Raw genomic sequence first — 19,202 nt, 5'->3', positions numbered from 1 at the left:
GCTGCCCGGCACGCACGCTCGCGGTGTTGCTCGACGCGGTGTTGCTCGACCCAACGCGGTACTCGTCCTTCGTGACCACCGGCCATCCAGATAGAGCTCCGGCCTCCGCATGAGGTGCGCTGAACGTTGCGGCGAGCGTGCAGCCTTTCACGCCGATGCCACGCGCATCTGACCGGAAAGGCTGCACGTTCGTCACAGCGTCTGAATCAGGGCTGAATCAGGCCGAGGCCACCGGACAGCCGAAAGGCCGGCTATGACACGCAGATCACGAAGAAGTGTGCAATAACCGGCCAGTCGTCCTTGCTGGAGATCAGTAGTGACCAGGGCCGCGGCCGGCCATGTCCTCCAGGCGACGGATCCGGTCTTCCATCGGCGGGTGGGTCGAGAACAGCTTGCCGATGCGCTCGCCGGCCCGGAACGGGCTGGCGATCATCAGATGTGCCTGATCGGCCAACTGGGGCTGCGGGGGCAGCGGCGCCGCCTCGACGCCACCGGAAATCTTGCGCAGCGCCGAGGCCAATGCCAGTGGGTCACCGGTCAATTCGGCACCGGACTGGTCGGCCTGGTACTCACGCTGGCGGGACACCGCCATCCGCACCACGGTGGCCGCGATCGGGCCGAGCAGCGAAACCAGCAGCATGGCAAGCGGATTCGTGCCTTCACGATTGCCGCCGAACATCCCCGCGAACATCGCCATGTTGGCCAGGGCAGTGATCACCGACGCCATGGCGCCCGCCACACACGAGATCAGGATGTCGCGGTTGTAGACGTGGGAGAGCTCGTGCCCGAGCACCGCACGCAGCTCACGCTCGTTGAGGAGCTGAAGAATGCCCGTGGTGCAGCACACCGCGGCATTCCGTGGGTTGCGACCGGTGGCGAATGCGTTCGGGTTGGCGGTGTCGGAGATGTACAGACGCGGCATCGGCTGATGTGCCGTGGTGGCCAACTCCCGCACGATCCGGTAGATCTCGGGCGCCTGCACCTCGGTGATCGGCTGGGCGTGCATCGCGCGCAACGCCATCTTGTCGCTGTTGAAGTACACGTAGACGTTCATGCCGACGGCGAACAGCACCGCCAGGTACATCACGTTGCGGCCGAACAACGAACCGACGAACACGATCAACGCCGAAAAACCGACCAGCAACAGGAATGTCTTGATGCGGTTCGCGTGCGGGTTCCACGTCATCGCAGTTTCCTCCTATCAGGCAACTACTCGGCAACCATCGCTGATTAAACGCTCAGTTACCGTCCGTGGTTCCGGAATCAGCCGTGACGGTTGACCGTGTAGTCCACCAGGGTGGCCAGCGCGTCACGCCCGGGCCCGGCCGGAAGGCTGGCCAGCTCGTCACGTGCCTGCGCCGCGTACTGGGCCACCGTCTCCTTGGCGCGCACCATGCCGGCCGACCGCCGCAGCAGGGCCAACGCCTCGGCCACGTCCTCGTCACGTTCGACGGGCGTGGCCAGCAACTCGCGCAACCGGTCGGAATCTGGCCCCGACTCCCGCAGCGCGTACAGCACCGGCAGGGTATGTACGCCTTCGCGCAGGTCAGTACCCGGAACCTTGCCCGATTCATCGGGATCGCTGTCGATGTCGATGATGTCGTCGGAGATCTGGAACGCGGTGCCCACGATCCCGCCCAGCCGGTGGAGACGCTCGACCTGCTCGGCATCAGCGCCCGAGAACGTCGCGCCGAACCGTCCCGAGGCAGCGATCAGGCAAGCGGTCTTCTCATAGACCACCTTGAGGTAATGGTCGACGGAGTCGACATGCTCGGCCGCGCCGCGGGTCTCGCGCATCTGCCCCGTCACCAGTTGGGCGAATGTGTCGGCAATCACACGCACCGCGTCGGGTCCCAGCCGGGAAACCAGCCGCGAAGCCGTGGCGAACAGGTAGTCACCGGCCAGAATTGCGATGTTGTTGCCCCACCGCGCGTTGGCGCTCGGTGCCCCGCGCCGCATCTGGGCCTCGTCCATCACATCGTCGTGATACAGCGTGGCCAGGTGCACCAGCTCGATGACCGCACCGGCGATCGCGACATCGGGATCGTCGGGCCGGGGCCCCAGAGACGCCGCGAGCACGGTGAACAGCGGGCGGAACCGCTTGCCGCCGGCCTGGAACAGATGCTGGACGGCCTCGGCCATGAGCTCGTCGGCTTTGCCCAGCTCGTCAGACATCAGTTGTTCGATCCTGGCGACGCTGTCCCGGACGTCGGCGGCGAACGCCGCGTCCCCGAAATCAACGCCTGCCACCACAGTCGCTGGTGTCCTCATTCGTCCAACATACTGGGAGCAATGGATATCAAGGCAGACGTGGTCGTCGTCGGCGCCGGGCCGGCCGGGTCGGCGGCCGCCGCATGGGCGGCTCGAGCCGGTCGCGACGTGCTGGTGGTCGATGCGGCGCAGTTCCCCCGGGACAAGTCCTGCGGCGACGGACTGACGCCGCGCGCCGTTGCCGAACTGGAACGGCTCGGCATGGGCCCGTGGCTCGACACCCGGATCCGGCATCACGGCCTGCGGATGTCGGGGTTCGGCGCCGACGTCGAGGTGCCGTGGCCCGGGCCGTCGTTTCCGTCCACTGGAAGCGCGGTCCCGCGCACCGAACTCGACGACCGGATCCGTTCGGTCGCCGCCGACGACGGTGCCAAGATGCGCTTGGGCGCCAAAGTCGTTGGAGTCAGCCATGACTCACGTGGACGTGTCGAATCCGTGCAGCTCGATGACGGCGCCACGATCGGCTGCAACCATCTGATCGTGGCCGACGGGGCCCGCTCCACCCTGGGCCGCGTGCTGGGCCGTACCTGGCACAAGGAAACCGTCTACGGCACCGCCATCCGCGGCTACATCGCCACACCCCGAGCCGATGAGCCGTGGATCACCTCGCATCTGGAGCTGCGCTCCCCCGAAGGCCAGGTGCTGCCCGGCTACGGCTGGATCTTCCCGCTGGGCAACGGCGAGGTGAACATCGGTGTCGGCGCCCTGGCGACGGCCAAACGTCCCGCCCACGCCGCCCTGCGCCCGCTGCTGTCGTATTACACCCAGCTGCGCCGCGACGAGTGGGGATTCTCCGGGGAGCCGCGGGCCGCGCTGTCGGCGCTGCTGCCGATGGGCGGTGCGGTGTCCGGGGTGGCCGGGCCCAACTGGATGCTCGTCGGCGATGCGGCAGCGTGCGTCAACCCGCTCAACGGCGAGGGCATCGACTACGGGCTGGAAACCGGCCGGTTGGCGGCCGAACTGCTCGGCTCCGGCGACTATTCACAGGCCTGGCCCGCGGTTTTGCAGGAGCATTACGCCCACGGGTTCTCGATCGCCCGACGACTGGCGCTACTGCTCACCCTGCCCCGGTTCCTGCCGGTCTCCGGCCCGGTCGCGGTCCGCTCGTCCTTCCTGATGAACATCGCCGTGCGCGTGATGGGCAACCTGGTCACCGAAGAGGACGGCGACTGGGTCGCCCGGGTGTGGCGGGGCGCGGGCCTGGCCTCACGTCGACTGGATCAGCGCAAGCCGTTCAGCTGAGCGCGGTCAGGTGCGGTTGAGCATCCAGATACGGGTGGACAGCGCCGTCGCGAAGGCACACCACAGCGGATAGGGCGCCAGCACCGCACCCGGGGCGCCCTGGGCCTGTACCGAGCGACGGGTCAGGTCGGCACTGCTGGCGGTCAAGGCCGCGGCGGTGACGGCCGCTGCTCCGAGTTGACGCCGGGAGAAGAACACCCACGACCAGGCGGCGTTGACCGCCAGGTTGCCGGCCAGCGCCACGGTGTAGCCGCGCGCCCGGTCGTCGTGACCCTCGGCCCGCAGCCGGTCGATGGTGCGGGCCGATACCACCGCGATGCCGGCGTAGAGGACCGGCCAGACGATCGGAAAGGCTTGTCGCGGAGGCTGAAACGACGGCTTACGCAACAACTCGTACCACGTCGACTGTGCGGGCCGGCTGGCCAGTCCGCCGACGAGTGCAGTGGTCAAAGCCGCGGTGGCCGTCTTGGCCAGGGTGATGGGGCGCATGGGCGTTACATACCCGAATTGCCCGGCGTCAAAAAGTTTTGCCCTGCGCGCCGCTTTCTACGGCAGGGCTGCGCTTCCCGCCTCGGAACAACCCTGAGGTAGAAAGCGGCGCACTGGGTAGGCGGCCGAGAGGCCAGCAGAGCCTCGTCAGCGGTACTCACAGAGGTAGGCAGTCTCGACCTCGGCGCGGACCTGGAACTTGCTGTCGGCGGGCACGGTGAATTGTGTTCCGGCCGCAAAGGTTTCCCACTGCTCACTACCGGGCAACTTGACGGTCAGCGCACCGGAGACCACCCGCATGATCTCGAGCGCAGAAGTGCCGAACTCGTACTCGCCGACAGCCATGACGCCCACGGTCGCAGGGCCTTCCGGCGTCGTGAAGGCGATCGATGCGACGTCGCCGCCGAAGTACTCGTTGACCTTGAACAATGCGGCTCCTTGAATTCGGGTGAGCGGCCAGGATAGCCGGACGAGAAACCGCCGACACCAGCTACACCACGTACTTGAGCACCCCGAGCATCGCATTCTCGTCGGCCGGCTCACCGGTGCACCGCTGCAGCCCGGCCAGTACCGCCGCAGGGTCCATCCCGGTGCCGATCAGCACCAACTCGGTGGCCGCCCCACGCCGCTTCTCGAAACGCAGCGAGCTGCCGACGAGCTGCAGCAGGAAGCGCTGAGCGCCGAAGTCGACGAAACCCTTGGCACGGTAGAGCCCTTCGGGGCGGTCTCGCAGGAACTCCATGAACAAGCGTGGGTTGACCGCGGCATCGGTGCGGAACTCCACACTCTGATACTCGGGATGCTCGTGATCGTGCTGCTCGTGCAGCAGCTCGTCGAACGACAGCTGGGCTTGGGGCGTCCGCTCAGGTGGATCGATCAGCAGGTGGGGGTCGACGCGGGCAAAGTCGGTGGGCAACACCGGAACCCGGGGACTGAACTCGCGGATCTGGGCGAGCAGACCGTCGGCGTCGGCGCACGAGGACGCCTTGTTGAGCACCACCAGATCGGCGACCGGCAGCCCGTGCCTCAGGTCGGGTTGCAGGCCGTCGAGAACCAGAACCAGGCCGGCGTAATGGAAGCGGGGATCGTCGACGGTGACGATGGTGCGGGCCAGAGAGGCCGGTTCGGCCACACCGCTGGCCTCCACCACGATGAGATCGAGCCGCGGTTTGACGGCCGCGAGCTTGCCGAGCATCTCGCCCACTTCTTCGCCGTCCACCGCACAGCAGATGCATCCGTTGGACAGCGACGCCATCGCGTCGACCTGCCCGGCCACCAGCATGGCGTCGATGTTGACCGCCCCGAAGTCGTTGACCAGCGCCCCGATGCGGACGCCGCGACTATTGCGCAGCAGGTGGTTGAGCAGCGTGGTCTTGCCGGCGCCCAAGTGCCCGGCGACCGCGAGCACGGGTACGGATCCGGTCGAGGTCACCGGCCTATCGTAGGGTTATTGGTAATTGTTTTCAGTAAGGGGGGTCAGGTCGGCCACCGGGTGTCGACGATGTCGAACGCGTGGGGCAACCTGGCCCGGTATCGCGCCTTGTCGGCGGCCTTGAACGGGGCCCACCACGGCGCCTGGAACAACCCGAGAACGTTGACCTTCGGCCCCTGATAACCCGACGCCATCAGCACCCCGTTGGCGGCGTAGCGCCCGCCCTCGTTGGCGCCCTCCATCGTGGTGACGTTCTGGTCGGTCTTGATCCACTCGCCGGCCAGGAACAGGTTGTCGATCCCGGTGACAGCCTCGGGCCGGCGCGCCCACGAACCCGGGTCCTGGATGAACAGCGGTTCATCGTTGCGCACGTTGGGCGTGCCCGAGTCGATGATCGACGGGTCGAGAAACCACGAATGCACCATCGCGTCGGTGACCACGATGCTCGTGTCGTTGAGGTGCGCCTTGATCTGTGCCCAGGCCTCGGCGGCGATCTGCGGCGGAGTGCACTGCCTGGCACTGAGCCCGTTGAAATTCCCCTGCGTGCTCCAGTCCGAGATGATCGCCGACAGACAGTCTTTGACGGTGCCGTCCCCATAGGACGTCAGTGGCCGCTTCCAGAACTGGGCCTCGCTGATGGAGGTGAGCCCCCATCCGGAGTCGACGTAGTTGACGTGCCCTTTGGTGACGTCGACGCGCTCGCGCAGAAAGAACATCAGCCCGTTCATCCACTCGGTGCGTAACGCCGCCACCGACGCGAGCTTGGGATCGGCGGCGACCACGTCGGGAGTGAGTACCGCCGCGAGCTTCTCGCAGGGCACGGCAGAGATGTACCAGTCTGCGACCACAGGTTGGGCCACCCCGTTGCCGTCCACCACTGTGGCCGAGGCGATGTGACGACCGTTCGGGGTCAGGCGGGCCAGCGCCTGGCCGAGCCGGAACGTCACCCCCAGCGATTGCAGGTGCGCCACCCAGGGATCGATCCACTGCAGGCTGGTGGGTCCGTTGAGCACCCGGTCGAATCCCTTGTTGTCGATATCGTTGCCCAGCAGCAGGATCGACCACACCGAGGCCTCACCGACCAGGCCGATCGAATGCGCGCTGGCGTCCTTGGACTTGGAGGCGGCCAGATTCCGGATGATGCCGTCGGCCAGGTAGCGGTTGTACTCCTTACTCTTGCGGTCCGCCCCGATGTATTTCTCCCAGGTCATGTTGTCCCACTGACCGAGCTTGCGCTCGTCGCAGCTGGTGACGTAGACCGCGAGCTTCTGCGCGGCGTACACCGCCTCCAACGGCGGCAACCGGAACAGCGTCTGGAACACCGCGGCGACCGACTCTGTGAACGCCTTCGGGGTGATGGGGTTGGGCAGCGTCGGGATCGGAAAGGGCAGCGGAATGGTCAGATCCGCCCGCCCCAGCCCCGAATGCAGATATGACGTGGCCCGGGTCAGGTTCTGCCATACGCCGAAGGTGTTGCCGGCGAACGGGATACGACGCATGGTGTCGGTGACGTTGCGGTAGAAGCCCGGGAAGAACCGGAAGCCGTGTTCGGCCGGTAGCGCGCTGCCCGACGGCGACGGCGCCGGGATCGATCGCGCCTTGCCGCCCAAGGCTTTTCGCTCGAACACCGTGACCCGGTACCCACGCTCGGCCAGCTCGTGGGCGGCGGTCAGGCCGGCCACCCCGGCACCGAATATCGCGACCGTGGACCCGGGAGCTGCGCGTGCGGTTGCCGGCCCGCTCAGCGCCGCGGCGGCCACCCCCGCCGTGGCCGTTCCGGCCAGAAACGACCTTCGTGAAATGTGACGCTTCCCGACCCCACCAGCCATACCGATACCACCTAAGCTCGGCAATCCCCGTGGCCGATAAGTTAATGCCGATTCTCACGGAAAGCCGATCCGACACGCCGAGCGAATTTGAGCGGCATCGATTCGAGGCTGTAGTCACAAGCCTGCACCCATAACCGCTCTATACCTGAGGAGATAGGTTAGATCAGCTCGAGAATCGCCGTTCACTTAATCCTTGCGGCGGCGTCCCGAAATGTGACATGCTCCACATGCGGCCGGGGGGTCAGAACGATGCTCAACACAGCCGGTATCGCCGGCAGCCCCGCGCATGCCACGACAAGCGCGGAAGGAACTCGATGACCTACGAGCTACCAGCGTCCAAGGGCCCCGTTCGGGACGTCCTGATCCAGGGCGGCCACGTACTCGGCTTCTCGGTGCAGGCTCTGGTCAGCGTCGTCACCGCAGTGGTACGCCGGCGCCTGGTGCTCGACGAGGTCGTCAACCAGACCTTGTTCATCGGCCGGGTGTGCACCGGGCCGGCCCTGCTGCTGATGATGCCCATCGGCGTGTTCATCGCTGTGTCGGTCGGTGAGCTGGCGGGGCGCATCGGTGCCGGCGGCTATTCCGGCGCGGTGGTGGCGTTCATCATCGTCGGTCAGGCCGCGGCCCTGGTGTGCGCCTTGATGATGGCCGGTGTGGCCGGATCGGCGATCTGTACCGATCTGGGATCGCGCACCATCCGCGAAGAGATCGACGCGATGGAGGTCATGGGCCTGGACGTGATCGAGCGGCTCGTGGCACCGCGACTGGTCGCCGCCGTCATCGTGGCCCTGGCCCTGTGCGCGATCGTCACCTTCGGCGGCGTGATGGCGTGCTACCTGTACCACATCAGCGTGCAGCACCTGCCAGCTGGAACTTTCCTGGCCACGTTCAGCCAGTACGGCCAGGTGTCGGATTTCGTGATGGCACTGATCAAGTCGGCGGTGTTCGGACTCACCGCGACCCTGGTCGCCACCTTCAAGGGCCTGCACACCAAGGGCGGCGCCGGCGGGGTGGCCAACGCGGTGAACGAGGCCGTGGTGCTGGCCTTCGCCCTGGTCTTCATCCTCAACACCACCATGTCGGCGCTGTATACCGTCGTGGTTCCGGCCGTGGGCAGTTACCGATGACCGCACTTACCAGCAGTGCTGCCCTGCACCGGATTTCGCGCCCCGCAGTCGCCGGGTACGACGCGCTCGTGGTGGCCGGCCAGCACGTCACGTTCTACGCCAAGGTCCTGGGCTCCCTGCCGTATGCCCTGGTGCGCTACCGCAAGCACACCCTCGGCCAGATCGGCGAGGTCACGTTTGGCACCAGCTCTCTGCTGTCCGGCGGCGGGACCATCGGCATCGTGTTCGCGATGTCTCTGGCTGCGGCCATGATGCTGGGAGTCGAGACCCAGCGCGGCCTGGATCTGGTGGGGATGAACACGCTGTCAGGCATGCTCGCGGCGATCGCCAACACCCGCGAACTCGCACCCGTCGTCGTGGCAATCGCGTTGGCCGCCAAGGTCGGGACGGGCTTCACCGCCCAGATCGGGGCCATGCGGATCTCCGACGAGATCGACGCCATCGACGCCATGGCACTGCGTTCCATTCCCTACCTGGTGGGCACCCGCGTGCTGGCCTCCGTGGTCTGCGTCATCCCGATCTACATGATCGGGCTGCTGGCGAGTTATCTGTCCACCCGCACCGTGGTGGTGATCTTCAACGGTGCCTCCCCCGGCACCTACGACTACTTCTTCCACCTCGCCCTGGGCCCGCGCGATCTGCTCTACTCCGGGATCAAGGCGATCGTCTTCGCCATCGTGGTGGCCCTGGTGCACTGCACCTACGGCTACTTCGCCTCGGGCGGGCCGGCCGGGGTGGGGCAGGCCGCGGGCCGCGCACTGCGCACCGCGATCCTGGCGGTCGGCATCCTCGACGTGCTGCTGACCTTCGCGCTGTGGGGCCTGGTCCCCGAGATCCCCGGGATGGGAATGTGAAGCGCCGCACCGAGCCCGGCCGGGCCCGACTGGCGCTGCGTGGCCTGGCCGCCGCCACCGTGGCGGCAGCAGTGGCCTCCGCCCTGGTGGCCAGGGCGTCGGGACATCTGGAACGCAGTTCCGATGTGTTCGTCGGCGTCCCGGTGTCGGCCGGGCTGATCACCGGGGGATCCCCGGTGCGCTACCACGGCGTCAACGTCGGACGCATCGCCGACATCGAGTCGGGCACCCGTACCTCCCGGGTCCGGCTGGCCATCGAACCCGACAGTCTCGGCATCATCCCGGCCTCGGCCGTCGCGCGGATCGTGCCCCGCACCTTCTTCGGCGACATCTACCTGCAACTCGTCGACCCCCAAGGCAACCGGGCGACCAACGGGCTGAAGCCAGGTGACACCGTGGCGATCGACGACAGTCCCGATGCGATGGCGCTCTACGACGTGTTCACCAAGATCGTCGACCTGTTCTCGCAGATCAAACCCGAGCGCATGCAGACCGCCCTCACCGCGATCAGCCAGTCCCTGCGCAACCGCGGTACCGAGTTGGGCACCACGATCGACAACCTGAGCGCGAGCGCCCAGGTGCTGACTCCGTCGCTGGTGCGGTTCCTCGACACCACACCGCAATTCCGGGACGTGATGGCGTCGCTGAACACCGCTACCCCCGACATCATCTCCACACTGTCGGCGGCGACGTCGGTGTCCAACCGGATGGTCGACGACCAGAAGAAGTTCGCCTCGGCGCTGGACGGTTTCGCCCGGTTCTCCTCGGTGCTCACCGCATTCCTGTCCGACCATCGCGAACAGTTGATCACCGTCGTCGACTCCGCAGGCAAGATCATGGCGACCACCGCCGCCCAACCCCTGGGGCTGGTCGACACCCTGGCCGGCGCGCAGTCGTTCGGGGAGGCCGGCGCCAAGGTGTTCGCGACGGGCAAGTTCAACATCACCGCCGTAGCGACGTTCGCCGGGCCGATGCCGTACTCGCTGCAGGACTGTCCGGTGTACGGCAACACGGGAGGCGCCCGGTGCGCCGAATCCGCACCGTCGGGCGAGGTGCCGACGCAGCCGGAGGACATCCTGTCCCGACCCGCCGCCGACCTCCCGGTCAACCCATTTACCGCCCCCGCACCGCATATGCCGACGCACTCGTTCCTGCCGCCTGGGCCCGGGCTGCCGCAGTCGGCACCCATCCCCACCGAACCCGGACCGCTTCCCGCCGAGGCGGTTCCGGGTGCCGCACCCGCCTCCGCAGTCGTCGACGCCGACGGCCAGGCCCACGCCCTGGCCGTGTTGCAGGACGAACTGATGCCCCCGGCCGGCGGTCCCTCGGCGCAGCCGAACATCGCCACGGTGCTGATGCTGGGCCCGCTGGTGCGCGGCACGGAAGTGCAGGTCTCATGAACCGCAACGGTCGGTGGCAGTCGTGGGCCAGACTGGGCGCGTTCTGCACTGCGGGTGTACTGAGCGCGGTGTTGGTGATCAACACCCTGTCGGTTCCGGTCCGCGGTAGCACCGTGACCTACCAGGCGCAGTTCACCAGCGTCGAGGGACTCAATGTCGGAAACCCGGTGAGCATGAACGGCATTCGGATCGGGCGCGTGGATTCGATCCGGTTCGCGCCCAATCCCGACGGCACCAGCCGGGCCGACGTCGACATCGAGGTCAACTCCGATTTCACCCTGACAAGCAATGTCACCGCGGCGGTGCGCTACGGCGACATGCTCGGGGCCCGCTATGTGGCGCTGTCCGACCCCGGTGGCGCCATCATGGACGTCTCCACCGGCGAACCGCCCGCGCGACTGGCCGCCGGAGGAGTGATCCCACTGGCCCAAACCTCGCCCGCGGTGGATCTGACCGCACTGCTCAACGGTTTCAAGCCGCTGTTCGACGCGCTGGCACCAGAACAGGTCAACACCCTCACCCGGGGATTCGTCGAGACCTTCAGCGGCCAGGCGCAGACCTTGACGACGCTGCTGACCCAGATCGCCGCGATGACTTCCAATCTGACCGGGAACTCCGCAATTTTTACCCAGCTGATCGACAACATGTCGACCCTGATGCGCACCATGAACAGCCGCCGGCCCCAACTGGAACAGATGCTCAGCGGGCTCAACCGGCTCAGCGCCGCGGTGACCTCCGGTGACCGGCAGTTCGAGACGCTGATCGACCAGGGCAACGCCGTGCTGGCCACCCTGGCCAACACGGTCGACAACTCCAGCGCCGCGTACGGAGACACCATCACCAACCTCAACACCATGCTGCAGACGTGGCAGCCCAACACCGACGAATTCACCACGCTGCTGGCCCGGCTTCCCGAGTTCGGTGATGCGATCAACCGGACCTCCAGCTACGGCGGGTTCGTCAGCCTGTACCTGTGCAACTTCACCCTCAAGATCCGCAGCCACGAAGCCAACATCTTCGGCAGCAGACATTCCGAGGTGTGTCTGTAGATGTTCCTCGTCAAACTGATCGACCTCTTCGTCGGCGCGGTGATCTTCCTCTTCGTCAAAGATCAGCGCAAGCACAACCCGTCAATCCCCTTGGCACTGGGCATGATCGGCACGGTCACCCTGATCTCCATCATGGTCGTCTCGATCGGGATCCCCCGGGCGGTCTACCACGTGCGGACCAACGCGTATGTGGCCGAACTGGCCAATGCCAGCGGCCTTTCCGGTGGCGACCCGGTGTACGTCGCCGGGGTACCGGCCGGGCGCGTGGAAGATGTGGCATTGGCCGGTGACCGCGTGCGGGTCGGCTTCCGGCTGGACAAGGCGCAGGCCCTCGGCAACCGCACCACCGTCACGGTGCGGCTGCGCACCGTACTGGGCAAGCGGTTCCTCGACGTCATGCCGGCAGGGACGATCAATGGTTTGGATTCCAATGTTATCCCGTTGTCGCGCACCACAGTTCCCTACAGCCTCGACGAAGTCGGGCGCAAGGCCGCCGACACCGCCGAGCACGTCGACCCGCAGCCGCTGACAGCGATGATGAACACCCTGGCCGACACCATGCCCGGCAACAGCACCGAGCTCGGCCAAGCGCTGGCCGGAATCAGCGCCGCCAGTTCCGCCTTCGCCGCCAACGGCGACAAGATCGACGAGATCCTCCGGATCAGCCGCTCGATGGCCGAAATGCTGTCGCACCAGACGGATTCACTGGCCGACACCGCGGCCAACGCGCAGTACATCGTGGCCTCGCTGGCCGCGCGCCGCCAGGCCCTGACCGACATCGTCACCAACCTGACCGCGATCATGCAACACCTGGCCGCGATCTACACCGAGAAGCAAGCCGATTTCGGCAATTTGATCGCCGGCCTCACTGCGGTCACCGGAACCCTGAAAGCCAATGTGGACAAGATCGACCAGACCCTGCTCAAAATGCCACCGGCGATCCGTGCAGTCACCAACTCCACCGGCAACGGCAACTGGGCCGACGTGAACTCACCGTCCGTGGTGATGCCCGACAACCTGTTGTGCTTCCTCAATGTTCAGCGGGAGTGCCGGTGAAGCGACAGATCTCGATGCTGCTCATCGTCGCCCTTTGCCTGGGTGCCGGTGGCTGGTATGTGTTCGGCCGCACCGACCGGGCCCGCACCGTGCATGCCGACTTCGGCTACATCAACGGCATCTATCCGGGCAGCAAGGTCACCGTGCTCGGGGTGCCGGTGGGCAGGGTCACCACGGTGACGCCCCAGGGCACCACGGTGCGAGTCACCATGACCCTGCCCGACGACGTCGTACTGCCCGCCGAACCCGACGCCTATGTGGTGAGCCCGGCACTGATCAGTGACCGCAGTGTCGAACTCGGCCCGGCCTACAACGGAACGGGACCCACCCTGGCCGACGGACACGTCATCGGAGCCGACCACAGTCACTCCCCGATCACCTTCGACAGCATGCTCGGCAGCCTGAGCACACTGACCTCGGCGATCGGGCCCGAGCAGGGCGACATCGGTGCGGTACTGACCCGCGGCGCCGACCAGTGGCGGGATCAGGGCAAGCTGTTCAACTCCGCGATGCGCAACCTGAGCGCGGCCAGTGGCGTGCTGGGCGCCCGGGCCGAGGACATCGGCGCGGTGGTGGACAACCTCAGCACGCTGATGGCCGCGTTCAATCAGCGGCAGGTGTCGCTGAACCAGATGGTCGACGAACTCGGCCAGGTCGGCGGCAGCTGGGCCGACGCCAACGTCGACATCGCCCAGCCCATGGCCGATCTCAAGGTGGTGCTCGACCAGGTCGACACCTTCGTCACCCAGCACGGCGACGACCTCGGCACCATCGCGGCCAACCTCAACGCCGTCGGTGATGTGCTGACCGCCAAGCAACCCCAGTTGGCCGAGTTCATAGACCTGGTGCCGCTGATGATGCAGAACCTGTCCAACACCGTCGGCCAGGACCGGCGCGGCCGGATCCGGCTCAACGTGTCCACGGTCCTGACCCAGTTCGCCGCGGCCCAAAATTTCTGCGACCGCAACATGTTGCCGATGTGCGTGGGTGCCGGGATCACCAACCCGATCTCCTACCCGATCAGCCGATCCGACCCGCTGGGCATCGTCTCCGCCGTCACCGGCAACGCCCCGGCGCCGAACCCGAAGTACCCGAGGTGAACGGTCATGCCTAGACCCATGCGCAAGCCCACCCTCCGGGGCGCCGCCACTTGCTGCGCGGTGGTCGTGGCCGCAACCGCCGTATGGGCGTTGAGCGATATCGGTATCCAGGACCTTCCGCTGGGCCGCACCTCCCCCACCGACACCCTGGCGGTCACGGTGGTACTGCCGACGGCCGACGGGATCACCATCGGCGCCGACGTCCGCAACGGGCAGAAGGTCGTGGGCCGGGTCAGCGGGATGAGCCTGGCCGCCTCGGGAGCCTCGGTGCAACTGAGCCTGGCCGACGCCGACGGACTGGATTCCGGCACCGTGGCCAGCGTCGAACTGCCCTCGGCCCTTGGCAATCCGTTCGTCCGGCTCAGCAGCGCGCCACAGGCGCCGCAGCGTGCGCTGCGCGACGGCGACGTGATCCCGCCCAGCCACACCGAGCTCGGGCCGCAGATCGAAAGCGCGCTCGCCACCTTCGGGGCCCTGCTGAGCCGCAGCGGCGTCGACCAGTTGGCCACCATCGTCACCGAACTGGACAAGGCGTTCGGTGGGCGGGCGGACAAGGTCCGCGGCCTGATCGACTCGATGTCCATGCTGGCCGCCAAGGCCTCAGAGCACCAGGGCGAATTCGACCAGGCAATGCGCCTGGCAGCCAACATCACCGGGCAGTTCGGCCACGAGCAGAAGACCGTGGCCGGCTACCTCGACGCGGTACCCAAGGTGGTGGCGATGCTCGATGTGCAGCGCGCCAAGCTGCAGACGCTGTTCTCCTCGACCACCGCGCTGGCCGCCACCGCCAACAGTGTGCTGTCCTCGACCGACCTCAGTGCCATGGTGACCGATGCCGGCACGGTCGTGCAGACGATGGGTGCCTTCAACGACCGGCTCGGCGGAATGCTCAATTCGATGAACGGCTTCCTGGAGAAGTTCGGAAACTCGGTACACGGGGACTACCTGATGTTCGATGGCGCCCTGGACATTCCGGGCACCATCGACAAACTGCTGACCGGAGGGCTGATCGTCAACGGCACCCCGATCACCGGGGACGTGGCGCTGGAGGGGTTCTTGTCGGGAGGTCTGAATTGAGACGCCTGGTAGTGGTTCAGCTGGCGATCTTCGCGGTGATCGCCGCAGTCGTCATCCCGTTCGGTATCCGGTATGTGGCCGGGCCGCAAGGGTTTCGAACTCCGATGACCCTGACCGCCTCGATGACCGACGCATTCGGCCTGACCGCAGGCACCAGCGTCACCGTGCGCGGGGTACAGGTCGGCACCGTCGACGACGTCTGGCTGGCCCCCGACGGCACCGCCATGGTGCGGCTGGCAATCGACCCCGACACCAGGATCCCGCGCGACGCGATCCTGACCGTCGGCATGGGTACGGCCGCAGGCATCCAGAGCGTGGACATCATGCCCCAGTCCGACGCCGGCCCGTACCTGGCGTCCGGGGACACCATCGCCGCACCGTCCGACCGTCAACCGGTCCAGATGGACCGGATCATGGGTGACACCGCGCAACTGGTGAAAGGCATTGACACCCAGGCAGTTCGGGACGTCGGCACGGAATTGTCGAACGCCTTCGAAGGGCTGGGCCCTGACCTGGCCATGCTGATCGACAACGCGTCGGACATGTCCACCCGCATCCGCAGCCAGACCGGCCAACTGCAGCCACTGGTCGAGGGCACCGCAGCATTGGTCACCACCATGGCCGGCCAGGGTGACCCGTTCGTTCGGGGTATGGCAGCGAGTGCGCGGCTAGCCAACCAACTCGACGGCAGCGGCCCGGCGTTCCTGTACCTGACCGACCGGTCACCGGCCGCGCTGAAATCCCTGCAGCGGGTGCTGGATACCTATCAGGGCACCTTCGGCGCCACGCTTGCCAACCTGGCGACCGTCACCCCGATCATCGGCGACCGCACCGATTCGCTGCAGACCGGGCTGTCCACGATCCCGAAAGGCCTGCAGGATCTGACGTCGATCGTCAAGGTCGACGCCACCGGCCAGACCCGGGCGGATTTCTCGTTGATCGCCACCCAGGGGCCGGTCTGTAACTACGACGTCGACCGGCGGGCCATCGGCGATGTGAGTCCCACCGAACCCAACCTGGTGATGTACTGCCCGCCCGCACCCGACATGCTGATGCGGGGCGCGGTCAACGCACCCCGGCCCAACGACCTCGGCTTGCAGAACTCACAGACCCCTGGGTATCCGATCGGACCCGAGGTGGTCAACGACCCGGTCAAGATCCCGACCCTGGCTCAGCTGGCCTACAAATGGCGCAGCATCCTGAAAGGTGGCCCGCAGTGAGCAAATCCGACGACGACTCCATCGACGAAGACCGCAGCGAATCGGTGCTGACATTGGAGAAACGCTCCGACGATTCCGAGGACCTCGAAGCCGACGAGACCGGTTCCGACGACTCCGAGCCCACCCCGTCCGGTCGGCTCAAGCGCCGGGTCGTAACGGGCGTGGTCGCGCTGCTGGCCGTCGCCGCCACGGCCGCACTGGTGGTGTTGTCGATCGGCGAGTACCACCACCGCCGCGACGACGCGCTGCGCGCCCAGGCGGTGACGATGTCGCGGGACTATCTGGTGGCGATGGCCGCGTTCGACTACCAGAAGATGGACGCCAACCGCGAGCACATCGTCGCCAATTCCACCTCCGGGTTCGCGGCCAAGTACGACGAGATGGTCAAGGCGCTTCGCGACATCGTGGTGACCAGCAAGGGCGTCGCGACCGCCACGGCCGATCATGTGGTCGTCGACTCGCTCGACGGCGACACGGCGACCGTCGTCGCCTTCGTCGATCAGCACGTCACCAATGTCACAGCGCCACAAGGCAGTAACCAGAAGTACCGGATGGTGGCCAAGCTCGTGCGCAGCGGTGACCGCTGGATCGTCGACGACGTGCAGACCGTGTAACCGCACCATTCGCCCTGTTCGCCCCCGGAAGGAGTCCCATGCCAGCGACGTACGTGGACCTGGCCGCCGAGCCGCGGCTGACCACCGCCGACACCCGCATCACCGTCACGCAACGGGTGCCGCGGTGGATCAGAAAGAAGGAGGTCGACCTCTCCGACGCGCTGGACTTCTGGTCGGCCGCCGGGGCGGCGGCCAACGTCATCATGCAGATGAGCTGGCCTGAAGTCGGCTACGGCGTCGCCGAAAGCCGGGTGGAATCCGGAAGTTTGGTGCACCACCCATGGAAGCGGCTGCGCACCACCGCGCAATACCTGACCGTCGCGATCCTCGGCACCGACGAGGAGAAGAACGCCTACCGGGAGGCCGTCAACGTTGCGCACCGGCAGGTGCGGTCCACCGAGGACAGTCCGGTCAAGTACAACGCGTTCAACCGAGAACTGCAGTTATGGGTGGCCGCCTGCCTTTTCATCTTCTACGAGGACACCCATCAGCTTCTGTACGGGACCATGACCGAGGAGCAGGCCGAAACCTTCTATCAGAGCGCGATGACCATCGGCACCACCCTGCAGGTCCTCGAGGAGATGTGGCCGGCCACCCGGGCGGACTTCGATGCGTACTGGAACACCGCATGCGAACGCGTCGAGATGACGCCGTTCGTCCGGGATTACCTCATGGTTCTGGTGGAACTGCGGATGATCAACTGGCCGATGCGGAAGATGCTGGCACCACTGCTGCGGTTCTTGACCATCGGGTTCCTGGCGCCGGTGTTCCGCGACGCGATGGAACTCGAGTGGACCGACACCGACCGCCGTCGCTTCGAACATCTCTTTCTGTTCGTGGCGTTCGTCAACCGCTTCCTGCCGAAGTCGCTGCGCAACGGCAACTACGCCGTGCTGATGAAGGATCTGCGTCGACGGATCCGCCGAAAGAAGGCCCTGATCTGAGCGAGGTGGCAGCCGGACTCGGCCCGGACACCCTGCTGTCACAGTGTCTCCGGGACCGACGGTTCCTTTTCGTCCTGCCGAGGGCGGTCTGTCTGCAGTCTCTGCATCCGACGATCGCCACCGGAATCACGCAGCATGCGCTGTTGCACCGACGAGTCTGGCTGCACCACAAACGCACTGTGACGCAGGCGATCAGAATCGCCCACTCCAACGTCGACATGCGGCCGTACATCCGGTTCGCGCACGAAGACGTCAAGGGCCGCGACCCGGCCGGGAACAAGTACCACGCGCTGAACCCCGACGTGTTCCACTTCCAGCACGCCACCTACGTGGAAAGCCTTGTGATGATGGTGAATACCTTCATCCGGAAGCTGGACGACGACGAACACGAGCAGCTCTACCAGGAGTGCTGCGCGTGGTACCGGCGCTACGGCATCTCCACCCGCCCGATGCCGGCCAGCTGGCCCGGGTTCTGCACGTACTTCGAGAACGCATGCCGCTCCCAGTTGTCGGCGGGCGAGCACTTCGAACCGTTTCGCCGGCAGATGTTCGCGCCGACGGACTGGTGGCCACAGGCCGTGCCGCACCGGGCGATCCGGGCCATGCAGCATCCAGTGGCGGCCGAGCTGACCGGAACCGTGGTCAGCGCTCGCGATCGGCGCTCCCTACGTCGGTTCGCTGTGGTCAGCCGGGCTTTATCCACGCCGAAACGGCATTCCAGCAGCTAGCTACTCGAATAAATCCTGCCGGAATGCCGTTTCGGCGGAGGTCAGGGGCCCCGGGTGCTCAGGTAGACGGCTTCGTCGCCGCGTGCAACGCGACGATGCCACCAGTCAGGTTGCGCCACTTGACCTGTGACCACCCGGCATCGGCGATGCGGCGTGCCAGCTCGTCCTGATCCGGCCAGGCCCGGATCGACTCGGCCAGGTACACATAGGCGTCCGGGTTGCTCGACACCGCGGTGGCCATCCGCGGCAGCGCCTGCATCAGATATTCCTTGTAGAGCGTAGCGAACGCACCATTGGTCGGCGTCGAGAACTCGCACACCACCAGTCGGCCACCGGGCCGCGTCACCCGGGCCATCTCGCGTAGCCCTGCCACATGGTCGACAACGTTGCGCAGCCCGAAGCTGATGGTGACCGCGTCGAACACCCCGTCGGCGAACGGCAGCCGGGTGGCGTCGGCGCCCACCTTCGGCACGGGGCGTGAGGCCCCGGCGGCGAGCATGCCCACCGAGAAGTCCGCGGCCACGCACCACGCACCCGATGAGGCCAGCTCGACCGTCGACACCGCGGTGCCCGCGGCCAGGTCCAGCACTTTGTCGCCGGGCCCGATACCGAGTGCTGCCCGCGTCTGCCGGCGCCAGAACCGGTCCTGCCCGAGCGAGAGCACCGTGTTCGTGAGGTCGTAACGCCGTGCCACGGCATCGAACATCGATGCCACTTCGTGGGGGTTCTTCTCCAGGCTCGCGCGACTCACGTCGCCGACGGTACCCGTA

19 protein-coding genes are annotated in these 19,202 nt (G+C 66.5%); 12 read left to right on the top strand and 7 right to left on the bottom strand.

Annotated elements, in window-relative coordinates; genetic code table 11:
- Positions 1–310 precede the first annotated feature (310 nt).
- On the bottom strand, positions 311–1,186 hold the full coding sequence (htpX, locus tag ACZYZF_RS09050; RefSeq protein WP_463745192.1) for a zinc metalloprotease HtpX: 876 nt from the start codon (positions 1,184–1,186) through the stop codon (positions 311–313).
- 77 nt (positions 1,187–1,263) lie between these two features.
- Positions 1,264–2,271: a nonaprenyl/(2E,6E)-farnesyl/geranylgeranyl diphosphat synthase gene (gene grcC1, locus ACZYZF_RS09045; RefSeq protein ID WP_463835354.1), complete on the bottom strand. Its 1,008-nt coding sequence runs from the start codon at positions 2,269–2,271 to the stop codon at positions 1,264–1,266.
- Positions 2,272–2,292: 21 nt separating this feature from the next.
- On the opposite strand from grcC1, the gene menJ reads away from it, so the two are divergent.
- Positions 2,293–3,513, top strand: coding sequence for a menaquinone reductase (menJ, locus tag ACZYZF_RS09040; RefSeq protein WP_463835353.1), 1,221 nt, complete (start codon positions 2,293–2,295; stop codon positions 3,511–3,513).
- 6 nt (positions 3,514–3,519) lie between these two features.
- Here the strand turns inward: menJ and ACZYZF_RS09035 are convergent, their stop codons facing one another.
- From ACZYZF_RS09035 to ACZYZF_RS09020, 4 genes are all read right to left on the bottom strand, one after another.
- A complete protein-coding gene (locus tag ACZYZF_RS09035; RefSeq protein ID WP_463745195.1) occupies positions 3,520–4,002 on the bottom strand; it encodes a TspO/MBR family protein in 483 nt (160 codons plus the stop codon).
- A gap of 147 nt (positions 4,003–4,149) precedes the next feature.
- A complete protein-coding gene (gene ppnP / locus ACZYZF_RS09030) occupies positions 4,150–4,431 on the bottom strand; it encodes a pyrimidine/purine nucleoside phosphorylase (protein WP_463745196.1) in 282 nt (93 codons plus the stop codon).
- 61 nt (positions 4,432–4,492) lie between these two features.
- A complete protein-coding gene (locus ACZYZF_RS09025) occupies positions 4,493–5,434 on the bottom strand; it encodes a CobW family GTP-binding protein (protein ID WP_463835352.1) in 942 nt (313 codons plus the stop codon).
- A gap of 44 nt (positions 5,435–5,478) precedes the next feature.
- Positions 5,479–7,263, bottom strand: a complete 1,785-nt coding sequence (locus tag ACZYZF_RS09020) for a hydroxysqualene dehydroxylase (RefSeq protein WP_463835350.1) — start codon at positions 7,261–7,263, stop codon at positions 5,479–5,481.
- Positions 7,264–7,577: 314 nt separating this feature from the next.
- Here ACZYZF_RS09020 and ACZYZF_RS09015 point away from each other — a divergent pair, with 314 nt between their 5' ends.
- Genes ACZYZF_RS09015 through ACZYZF_RS08965 form a run of 11 tightly spaced genes read left to right on the top strand, consistent with a single transcriptional unit; the run spans position 7,578 to position 18,432 of the window.
- The gene (locus tag ACZYZF_RS09015) at positions 7,578–8,390 is read left to right on the top strand and encodes an MlaE family ABC transporter permease (RefSeq protein WP_463745199.1); all 813 of its coding nucleotides are present in this window, start codon (positions 7,578–7,580) and stop codon (positions 8,388–8,390) included.
- Positions 8,387–9,244 (top strand): MlaE family ABC transporter permease, encoded by an 858-nt coding sequence (locus tag ACZYZF_RS09010; RefSeq protein WP_463835349.1) that lies wholly within the window; start codon positions 8,387–8,389, stop codon positions 9,242–9,244. Before ACZYZF_RS09015 ends, ACZYZF_RS09010 begins: the two co-directional genes overlap by 4 nt.
- Entirely contained in the window at positions 9,241–10,644 is a 1,404-nt protein-coding gene (locus ACZYZF_RS09005) for an MCE family protein (RefSeq protein ID WP_463835348.1), read from the top strand. The genes ACZYZF_RS09010 and ACZYZF_RS09005 overlap by 4 nt, the downstream gene beginning before the upstream one ends.
- Positions 10,641–11,693 carry an MlaD family protein gene (locus ACZYZF_RS09000; RefSeq protein WP_463835346.1) on the top strand — a complete coding sequence of 351 codons (1,053 nt, stop codon included), beginning with the start codon at positions 10,641–10,643 and terminating at the stop codon, positions 11,691–11,693. Before ACZYZF_RS09005 ends, ACZYZF_RS09000 begins: the two co-directional genes overlap by 4 nt.
- Positions 11,694–12,749 (top strand): MCE family protein, encoded by a 1,056-nt coding sequence (locus ACZYZF_RS08995; protein ID WP_463745203.1) that lies wholly within the window; start codon positions 11,694–11,696, stop codon positions 12,747–12,749.
- Positions 12,740–13,849 carry an MCE family protein gene (locus ACZYZF_RS08990; protein WP_463835345.1) on the top strand — a complete coding sequence of 370 codons (1,110 nt, stop codon included), beginning with the start codon at positions 12,740–12,742 and terminating at the stop codon, positions 13,847–13,849. The genes ACZYZF_RS08995 and ACZYZF_RS08990 overlap by 10 nt, the downstream gene beginning before the upstream one ends.
- Positions 13,850–13,855: 6 nt before the next feature.
- Complete coding sequence (locus ACZYZF_RS08985; protein WP_463835344.1) at positions 13,856–14,926, top strand: MlaD family protein; 1,071 nt, start codon at positions 13,856–13,858, stop codon at positions 14,924–14,926.
- Positions 14,923–16,146: an MlaD family protein gene (locus ACZYZF_RS08980; protein ID WP_463835343.1), complete on the top strand. Its 1,224-nt coding sequence runs from the start codon at positions 14,923–14,925 to the stop codon at positions 16,144–16,146. Before ACZYZF_RS08985 ends, ACZYZF_RS08980 begins: the two co-directional genes overlap by 4 nt.
- Positions 16,143–16,760, top strand: a complete 618-nt coding sequence (locus ACZYZF_RS08975; RefSeq protein WP_463835342.1) for a mce associated protein mas1a — start codon at positions 16,143–16,145, stop codon at positions 16,758–16,760. Before ACZYZF_RS08980 ends, ACZYZF_RS08975 begins: the two co-directional genes overlap by 4 nt.
- Positions 16,761–16,798: 38 nt before the next feature.
- Positions 16,799–17,704, top strand: a complete 906-nt coding sequence (locus ACZYZF_RS08970; protein WP_463835341.1) for an oxygenase MpaB family protein — start codon at positions 16,799–16,801, stop codon at positions 17,702–17,704.
- Between the two features lie 5 nt (positions 17,705–17,709).
- Positions 17,710–18,432, top strand: a complete 723-nt coding sequence (locus tag ACZYZF_RS08965; RefSeq protein ID WP_463835340.1) for an oxygenase MpaB family protein — start codon at positions 17,710–17,712, stop codon at positions 18,430–18,432.
- Positions 18,433–18,490: 58 nt separating this feature from the next.
- On the opposite strand, the gene ACZYZF_RS08960 is transcribed toward ACZYZF_RS08965, so the two are convergent.
- Positions 18,491–19,183, bottom strand: coding sequence for a demethylmenaquinone methyltransferase (locus ACZYZF_RS08960; RefSeq protein WP_463745209.1), 693 nt, complete (start codon positions 19,181–19,183; stop codon positions 18,491–18,493).
- Between the last annotated feature and the right edge of the window lie 19 nt (positions 19,184–19,202).

It is taken from the genome of Mycobacterium sp. IDUB_24 (assembly GCF_055419385.1).
This window is presented reverse-complemented; position numbering and strand designations above follow the sequence as displayed.